The sequence below is a fragment of the Marinobacter confluentis genome, from assembly GCF_004785685.1.
Classification (GTDB): Bacteria; Pseudomonadota; Gammaproteobacteria; order Pseudomonadales; family Oleiphilaceae; genus Marinobacter; species Marinobacter confluentis.
In genome coordinates this window covers 574,670-597,644 of the sequence record NZ_SRPF01000002.1, presented here as the reverse complement: position 1 = coordinate 597,644, position 22,975 = coordinate 574,670, and the positions used below count along the sequence as shown (strand labels likewise).

22 protein-coding genes are annotated in these 22,975 nt (G+C 57.1%); 8 read left to right on the top strand and 14 right to left on the bottom strand.

From position 1 onward, the window contains the following. The first annotated feature begins 30 nt into the window (after positions 1–30). Together efpL and E5Q11_RS08250 are read left to right on the top strand one after the other, a co-directional pair. On the top strand, positions 31–597 hold the full coding sequence (gene efpL / locus E5Q11_RS08255; RefSeq protein WP_135802927.1) for an elongation factor P-like protein EfpL: 567 nt from the start codon (positions 31–33) through the stop codon (positions 595–597). After that, a complete protein-coding gene (locus E5Q11_RS08250; RefSeq protein WP_135802926.1) occupies positions 597–2,363 on the top strand; it encodes a DEAD/DEAH box helicase in 1,767 nt (588 codons plus the stop codon). The genes efpL and E5Q11_RS08250 overlap by 1 nt, the downstream gene beginning before the upstream one ends. A gap of 109 nt (positions 2,364–2,472) precedes the next feature. On the opposite strand, the gene E5Q11_RS08245 is transcribed toward E5Q11_RS08250, so the two are convergent. Then, entirely contained in the window at positions 2,473–2,880 is a 408-nt protein-coding gene (locus E5Q11_RS08245; protein ID WP_135802925.1) for a hypothetical protein, read from the bottom strand. Between the two features lie 150 nt (positions 2,881–3,030). Here E5Q11_RS08245 and E5Q11_RS08240 point away from each other — a divergent pair, with 150 nt between their 5' ends. Then, positions 3,031–3,813, top strand: a complete 783-nt coding sequence (locus E5Q11_RS08240; RefSeq protein ID WP_135802924.1) for a helix-turn-helix domain-containing protein — start codon at positions 3,031–3,033, stop codon at positions 3,811–3,813. A gap of 225 nt (positions 3,814–4,038) precedes the next feature. Continuing rightward, entirely contained in the window at positions 4,039–5,280 is a 1,242-nt protein-coding gene (locus tag E5Q11_RS08235; RefSeq protein WP_168215630.1) for a ferredoxin reductase family protein, read from the top strand. 80 nt (positions 5,281–5,360) lie between these two features. On the opposite strand, the gene E5Q11_RS08230 is transcribed toward E5Q11_RS08235, so the two are convergent. The 4 genes from E5Q11_RS08230 to E5Q11_RS08215 all read right to left on the bottom strand — a co-directional run bounded on the left by E5Q11_RS08230 (position 5,361) and on the right by E5Q11_RS08215 (position 9,395). Further along, positions 5,361–5,753 carry an MAPEG family protein gene (locus E5Q11_RS08230; RefSeq protein WP_135802922.1) on the bottom strand — a complete coding sequence of 131 codons (393 nt, stop codon included), beginning with the start codon at positions 5,751–5,753 and terminating at the stop codon, positions 5,361–5,363. Between the two features lie 65 nt (positions 5,754–5,818). Next, positions 5,819–6,445, bottom strand: coding sequence for a DUF938 domain-containing protein (locus E5Q11_RS08225; protein WP_135802921.1), 627 nt, complete (start codon positions 6,443–6,445; stop codon positions 5,819–5,821). Further along, positions 6,446–7,381 (bottom strand): ribokinase, encoded by a 936-nt coding sequence (gene rbsK / locus E5Q11_RS08220; protein WP_135802920.1) that lies wholly within the window; start codon positions 7,379–7,381, stop codon positions 6,446–6,448. It lies immediately after the preceding gene. A gap of 25 nt (positions 7,382–7,406) precedes the next feature. Next, the gene (locus E5Q11_RS08215) at positions 7,407–9,395 is read right to left on the bottom strand and encodes a hypothetical protein (RefSeq protein ID WP_135802919.1); all 1,989 of its coding nucleotides are present in this window, start codon (positions 9,393–9,395) and stop codon (positions 7,407–7,409) included. A 155-nt stretch (positions 9,396–9,550) separates the two neighbouring features. On the opposite strand from E5Q11_RS08215, the gene E5Q11_RS08210 reads away from it, so the two are divergent. Next, complete coding sequence (locus tag E5Q11_RS08210; protein ID WP_135802918.1) at positions 9,551–10,696, top strand: GGDEF domain-containing protein; 1,146 nt, start codon at positions 9,551–9,553, stop codon at positions 10,694–10,696. Between the two features lie 14 nt (positions 10,697–10,710). Then, positions 10,711–11,853 carry an iron-containing alcohol dehydrogenase gene (locus E5Q11_RS08205; protein ID WP_135802917.1) on the top strand — a complete coding sequence of 381 codons (1,143 nt, stop codon included), beginning with the start codon at positions 10,711–10,713 and terminating at the stop codon, positions 11,851–11,853. 204 nt (positions 11,854–12,057) lie between these two features. Here E5Q11_RS08205 and tenA read toward each other — a convergent pair whose 3' ends face one another. Next, positions 12,058–12,726 carry a thiaminase II gene (gene tenA, locus E5Q11_RS08200; protein ID WP_135802916.1) on the bottom strand — a complete coding sequence of 223 codons (669 nt, stop codon included), beginning with the start codon at positions 12,724–12,726 and terminating at the stop codon, positions 12,058–12,060. Positions 12,727–12,864: 138 nt separating this feature from the next. Between tenA and E5Q11_RS08195 the strand changes: the two genes are divergently transcribed. Continuing rightward, positions 12,865–13,197, top strand: coding sequence for a YnfA family protein (locus E5Q11_RS08195; RefSeq protein WP_135802915.1), 333 nt, complete (start codon positions 12,865–12,867; stop codon positions 13,195–13,197). 18 nt (positions 13,198–13,215) lie between these two features. Here the strand turns inward: E5Q11_RS08195 and E5Q11_RS08190 are convergent, their stop codons facing one another. From E5Q11_RS08190 to E5Q11_RS08175, 4 genes are all read right to left on the bottom strand, one after another. After that, on the bottom strand, positions 13,216–13,491 hold the full coding sequence (locus tag E5Q11_RS08190) for a CDGSH iron-sulfur domain-containing protein (RefSeq protein WP_135802914.1): 276 nt from the start codon (positions 13,489–13,491) through the stop codon (positions 13,216–13,218). 66 nt (positions 13,492–13,557) lie between these two features. After that, positions 13,558–14,571 carry a low-specificity L-threonine aldolase gene (gene ltaE / locus E5Q11_RS08185; RefSeq protein ID WP_135803380.1) on the bottom strand — a complete coding sequence of 338 codons (1,014 nt, stop codon included), beginning with the start codon at positions 14,569–14,571 and terminating at the stop codon, positions 13,558–13,560. A 75-nt stretch (positions 14,572–14,646) separates the two neighbouring features. Continuing rightward, entirely contained in the window at positions 14,647–15,948 is a 1,302-nt protein-coding gene (locus E5Q11_RS08180) for a DUF1302 family protein (protein ID WP_135802913.1), read from the bottom strand. 4 nt (positions 15,949–15,952) lie between these two features. Continuing rightward, a complete protein-coding gene (locus E5Q11_RS08175; protein ID WP_135802912.1) occupies positions 15,953–19,147 on the bottom strand; it encodes an outer membrane lipoprotein-sorting protein in 3,195 nt (1,064 codons plus the stop codon). A 234-nt stretch (positions 19,148–19,381) separates the two neighbouring features. On the opposite strand from E5Q11_RS08175, the gene E5Q11_RS08170 reads away from it, so the two are divergent. Next, positions 19,382–19,837 carry a GatB/YqeY domain-containing protein gene (locus E5Q11_RS08170; RefSeq protein ID WP_135802911.1) on the top strand — a complete coding sequence of 152 codons (456 nt, stop codon included), beginning with the start codon at positions 19,382–19,384 and terminating at the stop codon, positions 19,835–19,837. Positions 19,838–19,867: 30 nt separating this feature from the next. Here E5Q11_RS08170 and E5Q11_RS08165 read toward each other — a convergent pair whose 3' ends face one another. From E5Q11_RS08165 to E5Q11_RS08150, 4 genes are all read right to left on the bottom strand, one after another. Further along, positions 19,868–20,590, bottom strand: a complete 723-nt coding sequence (locus E5Q11_RS08165) for an amino acid ABC transporter ATP-binding protein (RefSeq protein WP_135802910.1) — start codon at positions 20,588–20,590, stop codon at positions 19,868–19,870. Next, entirely contained in the window at positions 20,587–21,240 is a 654-nt protein-coding gene (locus E5Q11_RS08160; protein WP_135802909.1) for an amino acid ABC transporter permease, read from the bottom strand. Before E5Q11_RS08160 ends, E5Q11_RS08165 begins: the two co-directional genes overlap by 4 nt. Further along, positions 21,240–21,905, bottom strand: coding sequence for an amino acid ABC transporter permease (locus tag E5Q11_RS08155; RefSeq protein WP_135802908.1), 666 nt, complete (start codon positions 21,903–21,905; stop codon positions 21,240–21,242). Before E5Q11_RS08155 ends, E5Q11_RS08160 begins: the two co-directional genes overlap by 1 nt. A 95-nt stretch (positions 21,906–22,000) precedes the next feature. Then, entirely contained in the window at positions 22,001–22,819 is an 819-nt protein-coding gene (locus E5Q11_RS08150) for a transporter substrate-binding domain-containing protein (RefSeq protein ID WP_135802907.1), read from the bottom strand. Between the last annotated feature and the right edge of the window lie 156 nt (positions 22,820–22,975).

The following is a 22,975-nucleotide window of genomic DNA, read 5'->3' as shown; positions in this document are numbered from 1 at the left end:
TTCCTTTCTTTCATACCGGGGATAGTAACAATGCCTAAAGCCAGTGAGATCAAAAAGAACCAGCCCGTTGAATACAATGGCCGGGTGTATTTTGTGAAGGACATCGAGCGTTCCGTGCCCCAGGGCCGTGCCGGTGGCAGCCTGTATCGCATGCGCATGTATGACGTGGTAAGCGGCGCCAAGCTGGATGAGACCTTCAAGGATTCTGACATGCTGAACCTGGCAGATCTGGTACGCCGGGCGTCTGTGTTTTCCTACTCTGATGGTGAGGAGTATGTTTTCATGGATTCTGAGGATTACACCCAGTACACCCTGAACCGTGAGGCCATTGCCGACGAGCTTCTGTTCATTGATGAGCAGACCCAGGGCATCATGGTGATTCTGCTAAAAGATGCCCCAGTGGCCCTGGAATTGCCGCCGACAGTGGATCTGGATATCGAGGAGACAGACCCGTCGGTCAAAGGCGGTTCGGCAACAGCCCGTACCAAGCCTGCAAAAATGACCACAGGGCTGGTGGTGCAGGTGCCAGAACACATCTCAACCGGGGACCGTATCAAGATTAACGTCGAAGAGCGGAGATTCCTGAGCCGGGCATAATGAGTGCTGTATTCACTCTGCGGCCTTATCAGCAGGAAGCCGTTGACGCTACGCTGAATCACTTCCGCAAATCGGATGAATCCGCCGTTATCGTGCTGCCAACCGGTGCGGGCAAAAGCCTGGTAATTGCTGAGCTGGCCCGCCTTGCCCGGCGCAGGATCCTGGTGCTGACCCACGTCAAAGAGCTGGTTGAGCAGAACCACGCCAAGTACGAGAGCTATGGGTTAACCGGCGGCATTTTCTCCGCCGGACTCCGGCGCAAGGAAAACCGGCATCAGGTGACTTTTGCCAGCGTGCAGTCTGTGTCGGCAAATCTGGATCAGTTCCGGGATGAGTATTCGTTGTTGATTATCGATGAGTGCCATCGGGTCAGCGGCGAGGACACCAGCCAGTATCAGGTGATCATCGAGCAGTTAAAGCAACAGAATGACTCCCTCAAAGTACTGGGCCTGACAGCCACACCCTACCGGTTGGCCATGGGTTGGATTTATCGCTATCACTACCGGGGCTTTGTCCGCGGCTCTGTCGATGAACAGCACAAGCCGTTCCAGCACTGCATTTACGAGCTTCCACTAAGCTACATGATTAACCGAGGGTATCTCACCCGGCCTGAGCTGGTGAACGCGGCGGTGGCGCAATACGATTTCTCCGCATTGCCCCAGGACCGCTTTGGTGAATATGCAGAGAACGACGTCAATCAGCTGTTGAGCAAACATAAGCGCGTGACTCGTGCCATCACTGAGCAGGTGATAGAGCTGGCCGCCCAGCGCAAAGGCGTGATGGTTTTTGCGGCCACGGTGGAGCATGCCCGGGAGATTACCGGCTATCTGCCCGAAGATCAGACCGCGCTGGTGATCGGCGCAACCGATCTGAAAGACCGGGACCTGATGATTCAGCGCTTCAAACAGCGGCAACTAAAGTATCTGGTGAACGTGTCCGTGCTCACCACCGGTTTCGATGCCCCCCACGTGGACTTTATTGCCATTCTTCGTCCTACCCAGTCAGTCAGCCTTTACCAGCAGATCGTTGGCCGCGGTCTGCGCCTGGACGAGGGCAAGCGGGATTGCCTGGTGATCGATTACGCAGGCAACCATGTGAACCTGCATCATCCGGAAGTGGGAGAGCCGAGACCGAACCCGGACAGCGAGCCGGTGCAGGTGTTCTGCCCGGGCTGTGGTTTTGCCAATATTTTCTGGGGCAAAACCGACGAGGATGGCCATGTGATCGAGCACTATGGGCGCCGATGCCAGGGGTTGCTGGAAGCTGCGGCAGTCGATGAACCCGGCCGCCTGCAGCAGTGCGATTACCGTTTCCGGTTCAAGGAGTGCCCCTACTGCGGTGGCGAGAATGACATTGCCGCCCGTAACTGCCACCAGTGCGACAAAGCCATCATTGACCCGGATGATCAGCTGAGGAACGCCTTGAAACTCAAGGACGCGATGGTGATCCGTTGCGCGGGAATCACACTGGATGGTGCCGGTAGTAGGCTGAAAATCACCTATCACGGCGAGGATGGCGAGGAGCTAAGCGAATCTTTCGAATTCAACAAACCAGCGCAGCGAAACGTGTTCAACAAGCTGTTCGGACGTCGTTTTGACAATGGCCAGGCTCCGAGGCAATTCAGCACAGTGGCTCAGGTGATTGAGGTGGAGGCCTGGTTACCCGCGCCGGATTTTGTGGTTGCCCGCAATCAGAAGCACTATTGGCAGGTGCAGGAGCGGATTTTTGATTATCAGGGTAACTACCGTAAGGCGTACCAGGCGTGAGACTTTTTCAAACACGCGTCAGTCTGCTCCATCCTCTTTTTCGTCTGGTGAAAACCCATATTGGGTAAATAATTGCCCAATATGGGTAGCGCGTCCTGAGTGGTCGCTTTTAGCCGAACGCTGGCTGGCGTGGCTGACTACCAGCGACCCATTTCATCCAGGCCATATCCAGCGGAACCAGCACGTTCAGGGCGAACAGCGCCCAGCCCACGGGTTGCAGGCTGCCTGCAAACCACATCATGAGAGCAACCGCTAGCAGGCTCCAGACGACATCGACTGCAATCATCACGTTCAGGTACTTCTGCTGCCAGCCTTCATTGAAGGCCACGGCTGCCATGTCTACGCACCACAGCAGCATCACAACGCCGACTACCAGGTAGAAGGTGGCGCCGGGGCCACCCGCCCACTGGGCAACGGGTCCTGAGGCCAGGATGAGCGCCAGCGCCAGGGGCGCGGACAGGAAGACATCGCTCAGAAGAATCTGTTTCACGCTGAATCGACGGATCAGGTTTTTCATGGGATCACCTCAATCGGGTTTCGCAATGGGTTTGACTACGCTACAAAGCTTCTACCCGGGCGGTGATAAGCTCAATTACCTGTGAGGTAATGGTGCAGCCGACCTTTGGCAACGATAATGTTGAAACACTCGGAATTGACAGGAAACTCAATGAGCGCCTTCGGTACGCTGTTCAGAGAAATGCGGCAGGGTAAGCGCCTGAGCCAGATGGATTTTGCGCTTGCATGCGAGGTGTCGTCGAAACACATCAGCTTTCTGGAAACCGGCCGCAGCAAGCCCAGCAAAGGCATGGTTCTGCATCTGGCGCAGATGCTGCAGGCGGACCTGGCCGGAACCAATCGCCTGTTGTCGTCGGCGGGTTACAGCCAGGTCTATTCTGACCAGGATCTGAATGCCCCCGGCATGGCCATGATCAGGGAGGCGCTTGATCACTTGTTGCAGGGCCACCTGCCATACCCTGCGGTGGTGTTCGACCACGAGTATTATCTGGTGATGGCCAACAAGGCGATGCAGGCGATGATGGCCAGAATGATAGAGCTTGGCGCCCAGTTTCCGGCCCGGCCAAATTTTCTGCTATCGCTGCTCGATGAGCAGGGCATGAAACCCTTCGTAGGCGACTGGGAGAACATCGCTTGCCACATGCTCCAACGTGTCTACCATGAGCATCTTGCCGGCCCCTTCCGCGACCAACAGAATCGATTGTTGGAGCAGGCGCTTAGGGTGCCCGGAGTTCCCGAAAACTGGAAAAGCCACGTGGTGGAACACCTGGATTACCCGGCAATTCCCTTTACCCTGAACCTTGGAGACCAGCAGCTCAGGATCTTTTCCACCATCGCAACCATTGGTACGCCCCTGGATGTGACCGCGCAAAATCTGAGGATTGAGCATTTCTTCCCGATGGATGAGCACAGTAAGGCGTATTGGCGGGAGTGAGGCTGGTGTACTACAGCTCTACAAAACGCGGCACCAGCATGAGCACTAGATCAGCGCCAGGAAAATTTCTGCAGTTTCCATCGGGTTGGGTCCTCCTGCATTGCCAAGTTCTCCGGCGAAGAATAGATTGAAAGGCTGGATTGAGTGAAACAGGCCAGACCGATGAAGCCGCTATGCTTGATTGCTGTTTATCTTGTCGCTGTGACATTTCCATTGATTCTGTCGATGTCGTTTGGATGGCCGCCACGACAGTTCCATCAGGAATTGGCGTCTGGTCTGGGCATTCTGGCCTTCTCGATGATTCTGATGGAGTTCGTCCTGTCTGGTCGCTTCAGGGCGGTTTCAAATGGGGTCGGGCTGGACAGGACCATGCGACTGCATCAGTTGGCGGCTCGGGCAGCGCTGGTCTTTGCTTTGCTTCATCCTTTGCTTTATCAGGGTACGCCATCGGGTGGCCCGCGCCCGTGGGATCCTGGCCGCCAGTTAACGCTCACGACGGATTTTTCGGCCCTGTCCACAGGCATCGTTGCCTACCTGCTTCTTGCAGGACTGGTTGTGATGGCAATCGGGCGCACCCAACTGGGCTATAGATACGAAACCTGGCGCCTGTTACATGGGGTCGTCGCGTTACTGATCGCGATTCTGCTGTTGCATCATACCGTGTCTGCAGGGCGTTACGGCTCGCACCCCGTGATGACCTGGGTGTGGCTGGTGATGACAGGCGTGGCTGTCGGTTCCCTGCTGGTCGTTTATCTATGGGTGCCCCTACGGAAGAGGGCGCGCCCATGGCATGTTGCATCGGTGAATCGATTGACCCCCAAGCAGTGGGAAATGACCCTGGCGCCGGACGGGCATTCCGGTTTTTGCTACAGAGCCGGTCAGTTCGCCTGGGTGACTGTCGGGCACAGCCCATTCTCGATGAGCGAAAATCCGTTCTCTATCTGTTCAGCGCCAGCAAGTGGCTCGAAGATCTCGTTCATGATTAAAGAGCTTGGTGACTTCACGCGAACCGTTGGCCAGATAGAGCGTGGGACATTGGCCTACCTGGATGGGCCTTATGGCAATCTTTGTGTGGATCATCGAACAGAACCCGGTGTTGCGCTGATTGCCGGTGGTGTGGGTCTTGCGCCGCTACTGAGCATTCTCAGACAAATGCGTCTGACCGGGGATTCCCGAAAAGTGAAGCTGGTTTATGGTAATCGGCTGGCGGACCAGATTGCCTATGGTGAAGAGTTGGGGGAAGAGGACGTTACATACGTGCTTTCGGAACCGCCTGAACACTGGAAGGGCGAAGTGGGCTTTATCGATGCAGCGCTTCTGGACCGTGTTTTTTCAGATAAAGAATTCGGGGAATGGGTTTTTGTGATGTGCGGGCCCACAGCCATGATGGGGGTTGTCGGCGATCATCTGATAAGCAAAGGGACGCCCTCCCATCGTATCCTGTCGGAGCGGTTCAGCTATGACTAGTGCAGTCATCGGCAAACCAGATGCTGATGGTTGAAATCCCGCCAGCGCAGGTCCTCGGAGGCTTGCGCTGCCGATAACGGTCACGCGGTCAGTAAAGTCCACACAAAGACCATCTGGGCACCAAAGCTGATAAAGAATGAAAACGTGCGAACCAGAGGAATCTTGAAAGTAAAAGCCACTGCATGTGCCAGTCGCATCCAGAAATAAACCATGCTGGCGATGGCAGTAGATTCGGTTCCGATTTCCATTGCGTTTGCAACCAGCACCAGTGCCGTGAAAACAACCAGGTTTTCGACGGCATTCTGATGGGCCTTCATGAGACGCTGCGCCCAGGGAGACTGCGGTTTCGGTGTGTCCGGATAGCCCATTGCCTCGCCTAGTCCACGCACGGCAATACGATTGACAATATAGGGTATCCAGAGTGTACCTGTGAGCAGTGTGGTCAGTGTGAGATAAAATAGCTCAGTCGTCATGGTCGTCTCGCTCTCAAAGTGGGTCGGCTTGGCTTTTTACGTCTGAATCCGCGATAGGTTTATTTTCAAACCTCCTGCAGCGGCGCCGCCGTCTTCCTTAATCTGAACACCAGAAGCCGATTGTTTGCTGGCATGTCGAAAATATCTGCCAGCATCAGGCCAGCTTCTTCAGCCAATCTGTCAATATCATCCAGATCCCGGATGCCCATGGCGGGTGCCTGGGCTCGAAGGTGTCTGTCGAACTGGCGGTTGCTTTCGCTTGAATACTGCCCCTGCTGGTTAAAGGGGCCGTAAAGACAAAAGGCGCCGTTTTCGAGCAGGCGTTTTCCGATTTGGCGGAACATTTGCTCCACTTCATTCCAGGCCATGATGTGTGCTGTGTTCGCGGAGAAGGCCCAGGTGAAGCGGTCTACAGGCCAGTCAGGGTCGCTTACGTCCAGCGCTATGACCGGTAGTACGTTCGGCAGCGCCGCCTGTGCAAGGCGCGGGCGGCAGGTATCTGCAGCATCTGGATGGTCGGTGGGCTGCCACTGAAGGTGAGGCATGGCCTGGGCGAAGTGCACGGCGTGTTGTCCGGTGAGGCTTCCGATTTCCAGCACCTTGCCCGGTGTATCAAAGATCTGGTGCAGCTTTTCCAGGATGGGAGCCTTGTTGTTTTCGCAGGCCTGGGAATAGGGCAGGTGGCTGGGCATTCAGTTGCCACCCATGGCCATCAGTTGGTCCACTTCAGTGCGATCAGGCATCGAAAGTGCTGCACCGGCACGGGTGACGGATATGCCTGCCACGGCATTGCCGAAGCGGGCCGCCTCTGCCAGTGAGCGGCCCTCTGCCAGTGCCGTTGCCAGGCCGCCATTGAACGCATCGCCGGCGCCGGTGGTTTCAACCACCGCACCCGCATTGACAGCGGGGATCACTCCCTCGAAGTCATCGCTGCTGACGTAAACGCCTTTCTCACCCAGGGTGATCAGTACGTTGGGCACGCCCCAGCTGCGCAGTGTGGCAGCGGCGGCCTCTATTTCCTGCATGGTATCCACCGGCTTACCCACCAGTGCACTGGCTTCTGATTCATTGGGAGTGAGGTAATCGATGCTTTGAAATATTTCCCGTGGCAGTTCGCCACCCGGTGCCGGGTTGAGCAGAACCGGAACACCATGCTCCTTTGCCAGCGCCATACCCCGTTGGCACACGGCGAGTGGTAGTTCCAGTTGGGAAATGAACAGAGCCGAGCCGGCAATCACGTCGGTGGCGGATTCAACGTCCGCTTCGCTGATACCGTCGCAGGCGCCCGCCACAATAATAATGGCATTTTCGCCACGGGCATCGTCTACCACAATGCTGGCGGTGCCGGTCGGGCGATCCGGATCTTCAGAAATCAGGGCGGTGCTCATGCCTTCCTTCTGATAGATATTGCGGGCCATATCACCAAAGGCATCGCGGCCCAGGCGGCTGATCAGGTTTACTGGTGCGCCCTGGCGTGCTGCGGCGATGGCCTGGTTTGAGCCTTTGCCACCAGGGCCCACCGCAAACGCATTGCCCCGTAACGTTTCACCCCAGGCAGGCATGCGATCGGCGCGAACGACCAGGTCGGCCATGAAGGAACCCAATACAGTGATGGGTTTGGGGCTCATAGTAGTTCTCCGTTGATTTGTTTCACTAACGCCCCGCGGCCCAGCTGCCTTTCGCCAGCTCCATCGCCCTATCAACCTCCTCGGCCGGAACTTCGGCCGGATCGGCTATTTCCAGAGGGTCATAGTGGAATACATACAGCCGGGAGACGAACTCGGCTACCGGCAAAGAGGCTTCACCATAACGCTCGTTGTGGCCGTGAGTTGAGGTGACGATGCCCTGGCCCCAGTTCTGCCCGCTGTCGTTGTTGGGGTTGAAGAAATAGACCCGCATGGTTTTGTCGGCATCCAGCGCCAGCCGCTGAATGGTAATGGCGTGCCAGCCAAGAAAGCGCGTGGCGCTATCAGTCACCGCTATTCCCGCCGGCTGTGGATTGATGACCGGAATGTTGCCGTTATAGAAGGGGTGGTAGGACGCATAGAAATCGCGGATAAATCCGTCGAAGTCTTTAAGGTTACCGGTGAACACGTCGACGGCAATGCGGAAGCCATGGCCGACATGATCGCCGTGGAATTCTGAATTGACCCACTTGTGGGGGTCTTCGCCGCGACCAATGCTACGCCGGCCCATTTCGAAGTAGATACGGTCCAGGTGCGGCACGGTCAGCAGGGAGACCGCGTCGACATCGACCGGCGGCTCGGTCGCCAGGCCAGTGCCAAGTTCCCGCGATGAGATGCTGTCACCTTCAAAACGCATGGTGATTTCATCATCCCGCGCTGCCCAGGCAAGAATTCTCAGCAGTTCTGCCGGCATGTTATAGGCCCACATGGACAGGGCGCGGGTGGATTGGCAGGTAGGATAGTTGCCCTGGCCGATGCCCAACGGGCGCCCGAGGACATTGAGCACATCGGCCAGCAGGAAGCATTCTGGCGACCGACTGGTTCCAAAAACCGCTTTTATTTTCTCGGCCGCCGCATCACACAGCGGCAGGCGTATCTGGCGCCACAGCGAGGGTGCGACGGGCGGCGCGTAAAGAATGCCCCGTTCGAGCATCATCGCCAGGCCATAGGCACACTGGCTGGTTTCCGGGAACAGGGCTTCGTCAATCAGTCGATGAATCAGCGCCGGATAGCAGTGAAACGCGTCGGCACCGGTGTAACTCAGCCCCAGGGCCGTTGGAATCAGTTCATTCCAGCGTTCTCTCAGGTACCTTATGAAAACCGGCATGTAGGCGGACACCAGTCCGGTGGAATGCATGGCCTGGGCGAAGGCGATGGATTCCTGTAGCAGGGTGGCATCGTCCATTTCCGCCAGTCGTTCGGCGTAGACTTCAAAGCCGGGATCCTCCCGGCAGCCCTCGGTAGGGCTGAACACGGCGTTAATCAGTTGCACCGCATCGTCGTTGATCTCGCCGCCGAGTGCGTCGGGCTTTTCCAGGCAGACTGCGATCTGGGTTACCATGTGTTTGACGCCCGCGACCTGCACCGGGCGCTGCGCCAGAATTCGCCAGACCTCAGCAACCAGATGCTCCAGCAGATTTTCGTAGCCCAGGTGCTGCAGCAGGTAGTGATAGAGGCTCTGGACCGCGTGGCCCAGTTGCTCTGGCCGTAGCCGGTCGCTCTCATGAAGATCACCCACGACCAGATCGAGATTCATTGCCAGCACCTGGGCGAGGAAATGATGGGCGTGTTCCGCGGAAATGGACGCGTGAGTGTAATCGCCTTTGGCGACTGCGAGCAGGCGAATCTGGCTCAGGCTTTCAACCAGCGTTGCGACCGGTTCCCCATGCCGAACTGTGCGAACCGCCAGTGACGGCACCAGCGTCTGGGGGTAATCCCAATCGCTGCCGCCGAATAACCTGGCTGCCTCAATGGCAGGCACACGCCGGTAGAGCGCGTCCAGACCTTCCGGACTGAACATCAGGGGCCTGGCGGCATCGATGACTTCGAAGACCGGTGAAACGCCGTGAAGCGCGTTGGCTTCCGCAAGGCGGCTGATGGCCGCGTCGAGCTCTTCAAGACGCTGGTCTGATGGGCCGTTGCTCTGGTTGTCAGGCTCAATGCTGTCTTTGGTCATAGTGTCCATCCTTCAATGAACCCCGGGACATGTCAAATAGCGTCGCCCTGCCGAAGCGCCAGACCTCTGGTTTTTACGTCAGCCTTGCATTCATTTAAACTCAGTGCCGGTAGTCATCGAGTCCGTTTCTACCTACGCCTGGACCCTGCCCCTTTATGAATAACGATGCGTTTAAGCAAAAGCTTGATTACCAGTTGCTGGATAGCCTGGTAAAGCAGACGCCTATTGTGATTGCGGGGCATGCCATTGTGGCCTTGATCAATATCGCGCTGTTCTGGAACACAGTCAGTCTGGCCTTTGTGCTGGCGTGGGCCACCTTTGTGCTGATCACCGTGTTGTCCCGGTGGGCCATGAAAAACCACTATCAGACGAACTGGCAGCTCAGGAGCCCCGGTTACTGGCGTCGCTTGTTTGCGGTCAGCTCGTTGATGCTGGGCCTTGTGTGGTGTATCTGGTCTTTGTATGTAGGGTCGGCCATCGGGTTTGACGGGCTTGGTCTCTCGATTCTGGCAATCACCGCCTCGGGGCTGGTGTCCGGCGCCGTGGCGTCTACGTCTTCATCGTTGCTTTCCTACGTTCTGTTTACCGGCCCGACACTGCTTCCCCTGAGCGTGGCGCTGTTGATGATTGATCAGACCCAGTTGCAGGGCATTGGTGCGTTAATGGTGTTGTTTTTCATCATTACTCTGCGCCAGGTCCTGCAAATTCATTCGGTGCTGAAACAGAGCATCACCAATGGTCTGGAGCTGGAAGAAGCGAAAGAGCAGACCGAACGGCTGGCGCAGGAGCTGTATGAGCAGTCAACGATGGATGCACTAACGTCCGTCACCAACCGTCGGGGCTTTGATGAAGCGTTGAACGACGAATGGCAGCGGGCCAGACGGTCCGGGCTGCCACTGACCCTGCTGATGATCGATGCCGACTGCTTCAAGGCCTACAACGATAGCCTGGGGCACCCGGCCGGAGATGAATGCCTGAAGCAACTGGCCGCTACCCTGCGTTCCCGGATTAAAAGGGCCGGAGAAACCATTGCCCGCTATGGCGGAGAAGAATTCGCGGTGCTTCTGCCGAATACAACGGCGAGCGAGGGTGTCGAGGTTGCAGAAATTATTCGCAAAGGTGTGTTTGAACGGAACATTCCCCACCCGGCGTCTCACGTATCCGACAGGGTAACCGTGAGCGCTGGCGTACACTGTGTTTCCCCCGATCAGATGGAAAGCAGCCAGACACTTATCGAACTTGCGGACCAGGCCCTGTATCAGGCAAAAGCAGACGGGCGAAATTGCGTTCGAAAAGCCTAAAGGAGATTTATCCAATGCCAGTGACTTTCAGTCTGTTAACCCCGGCGGAAATTGTGTTTGGCCGGGGCCGGATTGCTGAACTTAACGAACGCGCTTCTAAACTGGGGTCCCGTGCCCTGATCGTGCATGGCAGTAGCCCTGGCAGGCTGTCGGCGGTGTTCGAATCACTGACGGCGGTGGACATAGTCCAGACCCTGTCCGTCGGCAAAGAACCGGATCTGGACACGCTGACCAGCGCGATTGAAGAAGGTAAGTCACTGGGGGTGGATCTGGTGCTGGGTATTGGCGGTGGCTCTGTAATGGATTCAGCCAAGGTGCTCGCCGCCATGCTGCCGGCCCAGACCGGTTTGATGAGCCACCTTGAGGTGGTCGGCGACGGGCTTCCGTTGTCTGGCAGGCGTCTTCCACTGATCCTGATTCCAACCACCTCAGGAACCGGTGCCGAAGTCACTCGCAATGCGGTGATCGATATTCCACAAGCCCAGCGCAAGGTAAGCCTGCGGGATAAAGAACTACTTCCGGATCTGGCTCTGGTGGATCCGGCACTGACCGACAACTGCCCCCGGCATGTCACCCTGCACTCGGGGCTGGACGCCGTTACCCAGGTCATCGAACCGTACCTGTCATCCCGCGCCAACCTATTTACGGACATGCTTTGCCGCGAGGCGATTCCGAAGGGCCTGATGGCGTTGAAGCAACTGATGGAAGGCGAATCGGCGCAGGCGCGGGACGCGTTGGCGCAGTTGAGTCTATTCGGCGGACTGGCGCTTGCCAATTCCGGGCTCGGCGTTGTACACGGGATTGCCGGGCCATTAGGCGGGCTCTGCGGCGCCCCCCATGGTGCGATTTGCGGTGCATTACTGCCAGCGGGCATTGCCGCAAACCGGGATCATGTGGTGAATGCCGACCAGAAGGCGCGGATCGATCAGGTCATTGGCTGGATCGCTGAGGTGTTCGAGACGTCGGCAGAACAGGCATTACCCCGTTTCCGGGAATGGATTATCCAGAGTGGTCTGCCGGGGCTGGAGTCGCTCGGCGTGACGGAAGAGCAGATCGTTGCCGCCTCACAGGCGGCGGCCAGCTCTTCCTCCATGAAGGCCAATCCGGTCGAGCTGTCTACCGCAACCGTTGAGACGGTGATGCGCCAGTCGTTCTGATCACTCGACGGTCAGGTTTGGCGGGGCTTTTGGCCGTCGGTCATCCATGTTTTCCGGCATCTGAAAATCCTCCCAACTGATGGCTCTGGGCTGCTCACCCAGATCGGGAGTTTCACTGTCTTCCCGCGAACCGGGGAATTCAGTGTGAGCTACAAAAACTACGCTGAGCGGGCGGGGCAGTCGGTGCGCTAGCGCGCTAACCGATCAATCGCTCAGATTCAATCCCATCTCCCAGAAGTCGATTTCCAGTCGCGTAGCATCCCGGAAGATGCGGGTCAGTTGCTCGAAGCGTGTTGGTGAAACATCTGCCAGACGTTCATCCAGCCAGCGAATTTCTGCCTGCATGGCTTCCTGGAACTCCTCGCTTTCGTACATTCCGATCCAGGCGTCATAGGGATTGGCTTCGCCGCGAATGGTTTCAGCGCGCTGGTTCAGCCAGTTGGCAATTTCGCCATAGCCCACCATGCAGGGTGATAGGGCAACGTGCAGGTCCAGAAGATCACCGCGGTTGCCCGTGTCGAGCACGTAGCGGGTGTAGGCCAGGGTAGCGCGAGCTTCCGGCAGGTTAGCCAGTTCGTCCTCTGAAATTCCCCAGTCACGGCAGTAACGGATGTGCAGGTCCAGCTCTGTATCCAGGATCGCCTGCATGCCGTCCTTGGCTTGCCGCAGGTCTGCCAGGGTCGGGCTTTTGTAGGCGGCCAGGGCGAAGGCACGGGCAAACTGGATCAGGAACAGATAGTCCTGTTTGAGGTAATGCCTGAACGATTCCCCCGCCAGGGTGGCGTCGCCGAGTTGTCGCACAAAACTGTGTTCGATGTAATCACGCCATTCGCTTGGGCAATGGTTTTTGAGGTCTTGAAACTGGAAGGGCATGGGGCCTCTCTGATTAAAATCCGGGAACAGTGGTCAGGCAGCTATGGTAGAGCTTACTCTAGGGCAGCGAAAATCGGTCTTGTAAACATAGCAATAGGTCAGAACATTGCATCTGTTCACCCCGGGAGGGCCATTTCATTGCCTGAACTGAAAACACTAGGCTTGTTTCTTGTGACCGCGCTGGCGGAGATCGTGGGTTGTTACCTGCCCTATCTCTGGCTGCGTGAGGGCAAAACCATCTGGCTGCTGGTGCCCGGTGCTTTCAGCCTAGCGGCGTTTGCCTGGCTGCTGTCATTGCATCCAACAGCAGCGGGGCGGGTCTATGCAGCCTATGGTGGCGTCTACATCTTTATGGCCATTGCCTGGCTGTGGGCAGTGGATGGGGTTCGACCTACCGCCTGGGACCTGGTTGGCTCAGCGGTTGCGCTGGTGGGCATGGGAATCATCATGTTCGCACCGCGCACCACTTGAGCCGGAACGGGGCCAGTCTCAGTGTCCTGGCCCTTCAGCACCTACCTGATCTTTGTCGAACTGAGAGTGGGTGCCGTCGCAATAGGGCGCATCGTTGGTGTGTTTGCACTGGCACAGGAAAGCGTGGCCATCATCCTCTGCGGTAAACATTTTCGGGGTGATGCCGGTGCCCGAATGGGAGCCGTCGCAGAAAGGTTGATTGTCTGAGCGGCCACAGGCACAGAAAGCGTATTTTTTGCCTTTCTCCAGCGTGACTTTTACGGGTTTGTTATCTGCAATGACGGGGTTGCTCATAAAGTCTCTCCTTGGTTGTTATAAGAAGGTGGTACGGACTTGCCGCCGATGCGGATCGGATCGCCGTCAGACCTGACGATAGAACTGCCGAATCGCCTCCAGTAACCTGTCCACATCCTTCCGGTTTACATCCAGATGCGTCACGAATCGGATTGGTTCACCGGCGGTAATTAGGATGCCCTGTTCGGCAAGGTAGTTTTTCAGTTCCGAGTCTCTGCCAGATCGGCAACGGGCGTAGACGATGTTGGTCTGGGTACTGGCCGGGTTGATGTCCAGTTGCGGAATGTCGGCCAGTCCGGCGCTCAGGTAGGCGGCGTTTTCATGGTCTTCGTGCAGCCGCAGCGGGTTCATTTCCAGGGCGATTCGGCCGGCAGCGGCAAGTATGCCGGCCTGGCGCATTCCGCCGCCGACCATTTTGCGAAGCCGGGTTGCGCGTTCAATAAAGGTCTCAGAGCCCAGCAGTAGTGAGCCGACAGGTGCGCCCAGTCCTTTGGAAAGGCAGACGCTGACGGAATCATAGTGCCGGGTTATCTCGGTCACGTCACAGTCGGATTTCACGGCCGCATTGAATACCCGGGCGCCATCCAGATGCAGTTGCAGCCCGTGCTCGTTGCAGAATTCACGGGCCCGGCGCTGGTAGTCCAATGACAGTGCTTTGCCGCCAATGGTGTTCTCCAGCGAGAGCAGGCGGGTGCGGGCGAAATGAAAATCGTCGGCCTTGATGGCGGCCCTGGCTTTGTCGAGGTCGATGCTGCCGTCAGCTTCGTTTTCGATCGGTTGCGGCTGCACGCTGCCGAGTACGGCGGCGCCACCGCCCTCATAACGGTAGTTGTGTGCCGACTGGCCGCACAGGTACTCATCGCCCCGCCCGCAGTGGCTCATGATCGCCAACAGGTTGGCCTGGGTGCCAGTGGTGGTGAACAGCGCGGATTCAAAGCCCAGCCGTTCGGCGGCGTAAGCCTGCAGGCGGTTAACGGTTGGGTCGTCGCCGTAGACGTCGTCACCTACCTCTGCGCTTGCCATGGCCTCGCGCATTTCCGCGCTGGGGCGGGTGACGGTGTCGCTACGGAAATCGATCATGGTGCCGGTACCCTGTGTTGTCTGCATCACTGCATTCTACAGGGCACCGTGGAGGAGGGAAGTTGTTGGCGTTAATCAGAAATACTGTTTAACACCCAGCAACAGCCGGTCCCGGTCTTCAAACTGGCCGAACAGGCCGCGCTCGGTGCCATGGAAGGTTTCGAATTTCAGTTCAAACTCGGTGTCCGTCCGGTACTCGTAGGTGGCAGCGGCTGACATCATGCGGTCGCCGGTGTTCAGCGAACTGTTCCAGCGCAATTCCGTTTCGATGGTGTCGTAGCTGAAGCTTCGGCGAACAACGGCGGTGGCGATGCGATCCTGAGCCGGGCGAACCAGGTCGCCTGGGGCATTTCGGACGTTGTCGAATAGCAGTTGCAGGTTGATGAACAGGTCCATGGGCGCAAAGATGTCCGCGCCCAGGGCGAGCGTGCCCTGATCCAGATCGACGCTGTCCAGGCTGGTGGCCGAGCGGGTGTTGAAGGTGCGGCTTGGGTGCCAGGCGCCCTCTGCCCGCAAGGCTACGGAACCGATAGCCATATCGGCGCTCAGCCCCAGCATGTTTCGCCGTTCGTAGTAACGTTCCAGCACGGGTGCGTTGTTTTCAATTTCGATGCGCCCCAGTGGTTCGTGTTCCATGCCGGAATAAGCCATGGCGCTGACGCCAACGGAGCCGAAGAATCCTGATACCTGCAGCCCGGCTGCGGTTCCCTCGATCAGGCTCTGGTCCCGAACGGTGGTGATTCTGGGTGCTGGCTGGCCGGGGTCGGCGCCGTAGCGGAATCGGGGTGCTGTCAGCTGGAACCAGGCGCCTTCATCCGGGATCTCGTGGCCGGTCGCATCAGGAATCAGCGCAAGCTCAACGCGCCAGTCGTCTACGGTTGTGTCGAAGTAGGCGCTCCACAGGCCAATGCGTGCATGGTTCGCGTCTTCCAGAATAAACTCCTGGAAGCTCTGGGGGTTCAGTACGTCAAGCACCTTAAGGCCATCCAGTCGCCCCCATACAATCTGCTGTTTGCCGAATCGGGCGATGCCGTTATCCAGCTCAACCTCTATGTAGGCGTCACGCAGTGCTAGCGTGCCGGCCTCGCCCAGATTAGCCGGGCGGGACAGGTTGGAATAGGTGTCCAGCGGCGCCTTGCCGGGCTCCAGGCGGTCGACTTCATCCAGCCGGGCGCGGGCAGACAGTTCCAGCCTTGCGCCTGGGGCCAGGGAAAAACTGGCTGAGGGAGCCAGTTCAAGTTCGCCCTGAACGGATTTGCCCGCTTCAGTGCCATAGCCGTAGGACAATTCGGTGGGCAGCTGCCAGCTGGTGAGTTCCGCTGCAGCTGCGGTGTTGACGGCCAACAGGCCGCTAGCGATAAATAATCGGAGTTTCATAAGCTTACTTCAGAACTGAGGATGGCAGGCCGCGTGTCAGGCCACTGGGCTGGAAAATGCTGCCGGGCAGGGTGTCCGGATGGCTGACGTCCCGCAGTGCAAACACGGTGCTGTGGCCGGTCTGGTGGTTGGTGGCCTCAATCCGGATGGCGGTAACGATACCGTCGATGGTTTCCACCTGATGGACGTCGATGGTTTTCAGGGGCTCAAGGTCCGGGTCCTGAAAATCCACTTTGGCAGGCATCCAGGTGCTGGTGTCGACCAGTGCTCTGAAGGCGCCGTAACCAAGCTGGCGGGCAATGTCGTCGCTCTTTGGCGAACCGGTGATCACTTGCAGCTTTCTGCCGTCGAGGGTTTCGGTACCTTCGTAGCTAAAGTTGTAGTCGTCCATATCAAACTTGAGTTCGGACTGAATGTCTTCGTAGGTGAAGTCGGTGCCCAGGAAATAGTCACCCCGCGCCGAGGCCGGCAGGCGACGGGCCCGGCGTGTGGCGGGCACGTAAAGCCAGCGGTCGTCATCACTGGCCGCTTCATGAAAATCGTGGCTGAGGAAGGACACGCCTTCGACCGACCGGGGCTCCAGGTAGCTGATGCGGGTCAAACGGGCGTCGTCTTCATTCAGTTTCAGTACCAGGGCCTGGCGCTCGCGAACCTTGTCGTTGCGGTCTGTCAGGGTGATGTCCAGAATCCGTCGGGCGGCAGCACCTTCTTTTCGGTCCGCCACATTCTGGGCGATGGTGTTGCCATCAAGGGTTTCTTCCGCGCTGGCATTGTTGGGGTAGGCAAAGAAGCCAATCACGATGGCCAGTACGGCGGTGGTGGCAGCTGCTGCGAAGACGCCACGGCGGGCTGAACTGGCAACGGCAAACAAGGCAGGCACCAGCAGCAGAGCGGCGAGGAAGCTGGTAAAGGTGGCGACGGCGATCAGCCCGCCAAAGCGTTGCAGTGTGGGCAGTTCGCTCAGGGTAAGAACTGCGAACCCAAGGCCAAGGGCGGCAGAGTTGAAAAAGCATGCCCGGGCGACCGGGGGGAGTGCATGGTCTACGGCGGCGATGACATCTCCGTTGTGCATACGTAAAGCCTCTTTTAATTTGTCGACAAGATGAATGGCGAAATCAACGCCCACGCCCAGTGCAATGGCGGCGAACATGGACGTTGCCGGCTCCAGGTAAACGCCGCTGTAACCCATGCAGGCATAGAGCACGAGCAGGGCGAAACAGACCGGAACAATGGACACAAAGCCGGACGCCAGAGAGCGGAACATAAAGGTTGCGGCCGCCAATACCAGCAGCAGGGAAACGGCGACGCCGGTCAGGTGGCTTTCCTGCAGGCTTTTCATCCAGTGGTAGGTAAGATTGACGTCACCCCCGAGCTTGGCGGTAAAGCCGGGCTCATTGAATTGCTGGTCTATGTACCCCTGGATGGCTTCCACCGCCTGCCGGTTTTCGCTGAAGTGGGGGTCGTTCAGGATTACCCGCACCAGCCCTTTCTGGTAAAGCGTGTCGATATCTTCTTCAAGTTCGGTGGGGTCGCCGGAAATCTCATAAATCAGCAGGTACTGGGCGATGGCATCGTTGCTGTCCGGAAGCAGCCGCTTTTCGCCCGCGGGCAGTTCTTCGATGGCTTTATGCAGTTGGCTGATGTAATCGGTAATGGCGACGGTTTTCTGCACGTGGGGCTGGCGTTCCACGAAGGTTTGCAGATCAATGATCTTCTGCATTCTCTCGACATCGATCAGCCCGTCTGCCTGGTCTGCCTCTACCATGATGTTGAGGAAGGCGGTGCCGGCGAAGGTATTGTTGATCATCTCGTCGGCAACGCGAATGTCTGCGTCTGGCTTGAAGTTATCCACCTGGGAACGGTCCACGGTGACTTTCAGGGCGCCGTTGACGGCAATGATGGCCAGTACCAGGAAAATCCCCAGAACCGTTTTTGAGTTGGACGCCGCAAAGGAACCGCAGTGGGCCAGGAAACGGCCGGTGCCGCTGGGGCGGTTTTCCTTCCAGTTGTCAAAGGCTGAGCTGGCTTTGGGCTTCATCAGAACCAGCAGGTTTGGCAGCGCAAAGATGGAAAACAGCCAGGCCAGGAATACACCCAATGCCGCAAACCAGGCAAAAGCGGTGATCGGCGGCATGATGGAGACTGCTGCAATACCGATAAAACCGGCGATGGTGGTCAGGGTAGTCAGGGTGATCGGGCGCAGCATGTCTGCCATGGCTGCAACGACCAGCTCTCGGGTAGGGGCTTCCGGCTGGCGGGCCCGGCGCTGGTAATAGGCCGACAGGATATGAATGGCATCTGCCACAGCAATGGCAATGATGATGACCGGCAAGGCGTTAGTAATGGCGTAGTAAGGCACATTCAGCCAGGCCATCAGGCCCATGGCGCCGCCGGTGGCGCCCAGTACCACGAACACCGGGCCGGGCAGGGCACCGAAGCGGCGGAAAGCCAGGAAAATAAAGCTGACCACCAGAACGAACACAAACGGCTGCATCTTCCGCGCGTCTTTATCGATGTAGGCGCTCATCAGGCCGCTGACGGCACCGGGGCCGGCAACGTGGAATTCGAAGTTCAACCCTTTAGTATCCAGGTCAGCGATGATGCCCTGGATGGCATTGTAGGTCGCGCCCGCCTGGTCGATGTCGAGCATCTCAGCCATCACGATGGCGGCGGTGGCATCGGTATTGACCAGGGTGCCCTGATGCTGGGGCATATTCTGCCAGCGCTCTTGGGCATCCCTGGCATCGGCTTCGCTCAGGCTGCCGTAGGGGATGTATTCATCCACAAGAACGGCGCCGTCGTCGCCGCGAATGGAGGATTTGGTCGCAAGGCTGGACACCCGGTCATCGCGAACATTGTCCAGATCGGCGATCCGATCGGAAAGCAGCGCCAGTTGTTCAAGCACATCCCCCTGAAATACGGTGCTGCCATCATGGCTGACCATGGCCACGGCCACTGTGTCGGTCAGGCCGAAGGTCCGGGTGATGTCCTGATCGGTCAGCAGTGAAGGGTGATCAGAGGGAATGAAGGCTTTGACCGACGTATCTTTGACCAGGTCCATCAGCCCTGCGGCCGTGCCCAGCAGAAGTGCGAATGAAATCAGTACGACGATCAGGGGATGGCGGGTGATATTCCAGAAAAAGCGTTCGGTTTTCGTACGCGCAGGCAATGCGTCAGTCGGGCGCAGATGGTTTTTCATTGTCTATGACATCCTTGTCATCATAAAACGAGGGTTGATCCCTGAGCTGTCGGGCTCTGTTTGTGTTCACAAGAGCGTTGAGCCAGGGAAAGGTGCCAGCTATCCTTGGGCACCCTTTTGCGGCGGCTAGGTTATGTGATAAGTGTCGTTAAAGCAACCGCAGTGGTTCAGGCAGTATTCTGATGCCCGTTACCCTTTTGCCATAACAGGTATTGTCATAACAGGAGCTTTTCAATGGCGGAAACATCACTGAAAGAACAGCTGAGTAGTGCAGTAAAAGATGCAATGCGGAATAAGGACAAAACCCGTCTGGTGACCTTGCGCATGGCCCAGTCCGCCGTGCGACAGATCGAGATTGATGAACGCCGTGATCTGAGCGATGACGACGTGCTGAAGGTTCTGGACAAGATGCTCAAGCAGCGTCGCGATGCGGCCAGTCAATATGATGAGGCAGGGCGCGAAGAGCTGGGGGACAAGGAACGGGCGGAGATGGTGATCATTGAGGAATTCATGCCCGCTGCCCTGACCGAAGACGATCTTGACGCGCTCATCCGGATGGCGATCAGTGCTACGGATGCCAGTGGTATGCAGGATATGGGAAAGGTGATGGCTGAGCTCAAGCCCCAGGTTCTGGGACGTGTTGATATGGGTCATCTGAGCAAGAAGGTGCGGGCAGCGCTGGCGGGTTGAACCGCCAGTGCCGGCCACACGTTCAAGCGATCATCGCACTTTTGAAAGAAATTTCTGGGTCAGTTCATTCTGGGGTTCGTTAATGACCTGTCTGGCCTCTCCGATCTCTGCAATCACGCCCTGGTGAAAGTAGGCCACGCGATCAGAGACATCCCGGGCAAAACCCATTTCGTGGGTCACGCAGATCATGGTCATGCCTTCTTCGGCCAACAGACGCAGCGTTTCCAGAACCTCGCCGACCAACTCCGGGTCAAGTGCAGACGTTACCTCGTCAAGCAGCATGAAGTCCGGTTTCATGGCCAGTGCGCGGGCAATGGCCAAACGCTGTTGCTGGCCGCCGGACATTCTCGTCGGGTAGACGTCGAACTTGTCTCCCAGGCCAACGTGCTCAAGCTCTTTCTTGGCGATTTCCATCGCCTCATCTCGGCTCATCTTTTTGACAATGCGAGGTGCAAGAGCCGCATTTTCCAGCACGGTCATGTGCGGGAAGGCGTTGAACTGCTGGAACACCATGCCGAGCTTCTGACGAAGTTTGTCTTTGTTGGTGGCCTTGCTGTGAACGTCGATATCATTGACCAGGATCTTGCCCGAATTGATGGACTCGATGGCGTTGATACAGTAAAGCAGAGTTGATTTTCCGCTGCCGGAACCGCCGATGACGCTGACGACCTCACCATTCGGAACATCCAGACTGACGCCTTTCAGTACCTCAAGGTCACCAAAGGATTTATGGACATTCTGGACGCTGATCATATTGCCATTTTCCTTTCGAGAGACCGCCCATAGTGGGAGAGCGGGTATGAAATAATGAAGTAGAAGATACCAACACCAATCAGGATCGTGAGTGGTTGCTGGGTCCGGCCAATGAGCTGTTCCGACGTGCGCAGCAGTTCCATGTAACCGATCACCGATACCAGGGCCGAGTCCTTGATAACGCTCAGGGCTACGCCCAGCCAGGACGGCAATACCGCACGCAGGCCGATGGGGAAACGGATGTGATAAATGGTCTGCCAGTAGGTCATCCCCAGTGACCGAGCCGCGGTCTGCATGGATTGACTGACGCTTTCGAAGCCGCCCCGGAATACCTCACTCATGAACGCCATGGTGTACAGCGACAGAACAATGGAGCCTGCAACGAACGGATCCAGGGGATAACCGATCGCGCCCACGAAGGTTGAGAATAGAACCAGTTGGATGATCAGCGGAACGCTTCTGAGAACGTCCAGCACGCCGCCAAACAGGACGTTGACCGCCCGGTTGCTTTCCGCTCTCGCAAAGCCGATGACCATGCCCAGTAGGGTGCCTACGACAATGGCCACCACGGAAATGGTGATGGTGTTCCAGATACCGGTCAGAATGTAACCGGTGTCGTCCCAGGAAAGAGGAGTAAACAGTGAGTTCATCAGATTTCCCCCTTGAACAGTCTGCGGGAAAGAAGCGATGAACCGAACAACACCAGCTTGGTAATGATGAAGTACATGACCGCCGCTACGATGAAGAATTCGAGGGTGCGGAACGACGCGGACTGAAGCCTCTGGGTGGTGCCAGACAGTTCACTCATGCCGACCAGGATACCCAGCGAACTCATCAGGATGGACCAGACAAACTGGTTGGTCATCGGATGATAAATGCGCCGCAGCATCTGCGGAAGAATAACGTATCGATAGGTCTGAATGCTGGACATACCCAGGGATTTGGACGCGCTGTACTGGGTGCTGGGAATAGACTGGAACCCGCCCCGGAAGGTCTCGGTCAGGTAACCTGCATTAATAAAGACCAGGGCGCTGAGAACGGCTACGTAGGGGCTGAGGTGAATACCAAAGGCCCCTAGGCCGAAATACGCCATATAAATCTGAAAGAGTGCCGGAGTGTTACGGGCAATTTCGACCCAAACCGTCGCGACATAGCAAAAGGGCTTGCTGTTGTTCATCTTGGCGATTGCCAGAAGGATAGCGATGACAATACCCAGAAGCATGGCGAGCACGGAGACGTGCAGGGTGACGAAAGCACCGTTCAGTAACTCGGGCATTTTCTGGAACACGATGTTCCAGTGAAATTGATATTCCATACCTTGGCCACTTGGTGTGGTTTAAGAGGGCTGACCAGCGCCCGGTTCGGGTCACTGGCCAGTGTGCAAAGCAGTTACACAAGAGGCTGTGCGACTTACTTGTTATCCCTCAGGGACTGGATCAGGTCAGCAGGAGCGTCGGACCCGAAGTACTTGTTGTACGCTTCATTCATGTTGCCATCGCGAATCTGGCGTACCAGGAACAGGTTCAGGTAGTTGATCCAGGCAACTTCACTGCGCTTGGCGATGATGCCGACTACGTCATCGTAGTTGGGAACGAAGGGGCCGGCTTCGAAATCCGCAAACTCTTCGCTTTGCAGTTTGGTGGCGATGTTGGTGTTGGTGGAGATGATGGCATCTACCTTGCCCTGATAGAGACCAAGGAACGCATCGTTTTCGGATTTGAAAGATGTGTAGTTGTCTTTGCCCCAGCCCTGCTGCTCGGCATAGGCAAGGTATTCGGTTTCGTAGGTTGTGCCCAGTGCGGCGCCGACTTTCAGGTCTTTCAGATCATCAAAGGATTCGATGTTCTTGTCTTCGTTGGCGATCACCTGGAATTTGAACACGAAGTACGGGTAGGTGAAGCCAACAGACTTGGCGCGCTCGAGAGTGTCAGACGTTGAGCCGATAACAACGTCGGTCTTGCCGGAAACCAGGGAGGGAATACGGTCGCCCCAGGTGAGGTTCAGGACGTTCACGTCGACACCCAGCACTTCGGCCAGGTCCTTACAGTAGTCAACATCGAAACCGGCCGGCTCGTTGTTGCTATCCAGATAACCCATTGGCGGGAAATCAAGAACCACGCCGCAGTTCAGTGTGCCCCGTTTGATGACGTCGTCAAGCTGATCCGCCGTCGCATTCATTGAACCGAATGCAACGCAGGCAAGCGCTAGAGTTGTTAATTTCTTTATCATAATTCTCTTCTCCGTTTGTTTGTCATCGGCCAGAAAATACAATATGTATATGCACTGACAATCTACACAACAAAGTCTACCCCAGAATTTTTAGTGATAATCACTAAAATCCCCAATTAAAAAGACTTTTCGACTCTTATTTAATGTTCAGGCAGG

What these genes read in the sequence shown, in the direction of transcription:
- E5Q11_RS08180 (WP_135802913.1), bottom strand. Translation starts at nt 15,948, where the DNA reads ATGAAACTCCGATTATTTATCGCTAGCGGCCTGTTGGCCGTCAACACC.
- ltaE (WP_135803380.1), bottom strand. Translation starts at nt 14,571, where the DNA reads ATGATCGATTTCCGTAGCGACACCGTCACCCGCCCCAGCGCGGAAATG.
- E5Q11_RS08230 (WP_135802922.1), bottom strand. Translation starts at nt 5,753, where the DNA reads ATGACGACTGAGCTATTTTATCTCACACTGACCACACTGCTCACAGGT.
- E5Q11_RS08245 (WP_135802925.1), bottom strand. Translation starts at nt 2,880, where the DNA reads ATGAAAAACCTGATCCGTCGATTCAGCGTGAAACAGATTCTTCTGAGC.
- E5Q11_RS08190 (WP_135802914.1), bottom strand. Translation starts at nt 13,491, where the DNA reads ATGAGCAACCCCGTCATTGCAGATAACAAACCCGTAAAAGTCACGCTG.
- E5Q11_RS08170 (WP_135802911.1), top strand. Translation starts at nt 19,382, where the DNA reads ATGGCGGAAACATCACTGAAAGAACAGCTGAGTAGTGCAGTAAAAGAT.
- E5Q11_RS08160 (WP_135802909.1), bottom strand. Translation starts at nt 21,240, where the DNA reads ATGAACTCACTGTTTACTCCTCTTTCCTGGGACGACACCGGTTACATT.
- E5Q11_RS08240 (WP_135802924.1), top strand. Translation starts at nt 3,031, where the DNA reads ATGAGCGCCTTCGGTACGCTGTTCAGAGAAATGCGGCAGGGTAAGCGC.
- E5Q11_RS08150 (WP_135802907.1), bottom strand. Translation starts at nt 22,819, where the DNA reads ATGATAAAGAAATTAACAACTCTAGCGCTTGCCTGCGTTGCATTCGGT.
- E5Q11_RS08225 (WP_135802921.1), bottom strand. Translation starts at nt 6,445, where the DNA reads ATGCCCAGCCACCTGCCCTATTCCCAGGCCTGCGAAAACAACAAGGCT.
- tenA (WP_135802916.1), bottom strand. Translation starts at nt 12,726, where the DNA reads ATGCCCTTCCAGTTTCAAGACCTCAAAAACCATTGCCCAAGCGAATGG.
- E5Q11_RS08250 (WP_135802926.1), top strand. Translation starts at nt 597, where the DNA reads ATGAGTGCTGTATTCACTCTGCGGCCTTATCAGCAGGAAGCCGTTGAC.
- E5Q11_RS08165 (WP_135802910.1), bottom strand. Translation starts at nt 20,590, where the DNA reads ATGATCAGCGTCCAGAATGTCCATAAATCCTTTGGTGACCTTGAGGTA.
- efpL (WP_135802927.1), top strand. Translation starts at nt 31, where the DNA reads ATGCCTAAAGCCAGTGAGATCAAAAAGAACCAGCCCGTTGAATACAAT.
- E5Q11_RS08215 (WP_135802919.1), bottom strand. Translation starts at nt 9,395, where the DNA reads ATGACCAAAGACAGCATTGAGCCTGACAACCAGAGCAACGGCCCATCA.
- E5Q11_RS08205 (WP_135802917.1), top strand. Translation starts at nt 10,711, where the DNA reads ATGCCAGTGACTTTCAGTCTGTTAACCCCGGCGGAAATTGTGTTTGGC.
- E5Q11_RS08235 (WP_168215630.1), top strand. Translation starts at nt 4,039, where the DNA reads ATGTCGTTTGGATGGCCGCCACGACAGTTCCATCAGGAATTGGCGTCT.
- rbsK (WP_135802920.1), bottom strand. Translation starts at nt 7,381, where the DNA reads ATGAGCCCCAAACCCATCACTGTATTGGGTTCCTTCATGGCCGACCTG.
- E5Q11_RS08210 (WP_135802918.1), top strand. Translation starts at nt 9,551, where the DNA reads ATGAATAACGATGCGTTTAAGCAAAAGCTTGATTACCAGTTGCTGGAT.
- E5Q11_RS08155 (WP_135802908.1), bottom strand. Translation starts at nt 21,905, where the DNA reads ATGGAATATCAATTTCACTGGAACATCGTGTTCCAGAAAATGCCCGAG.
- E5Q11_RS08175 (WP_135802912.1), bottom strand. Translation starts at nt 19,147, where the DNA reads ATGAAAAACCATCTGCGCCCGACTGACGCATTGCCTGCGCGTACGAAA.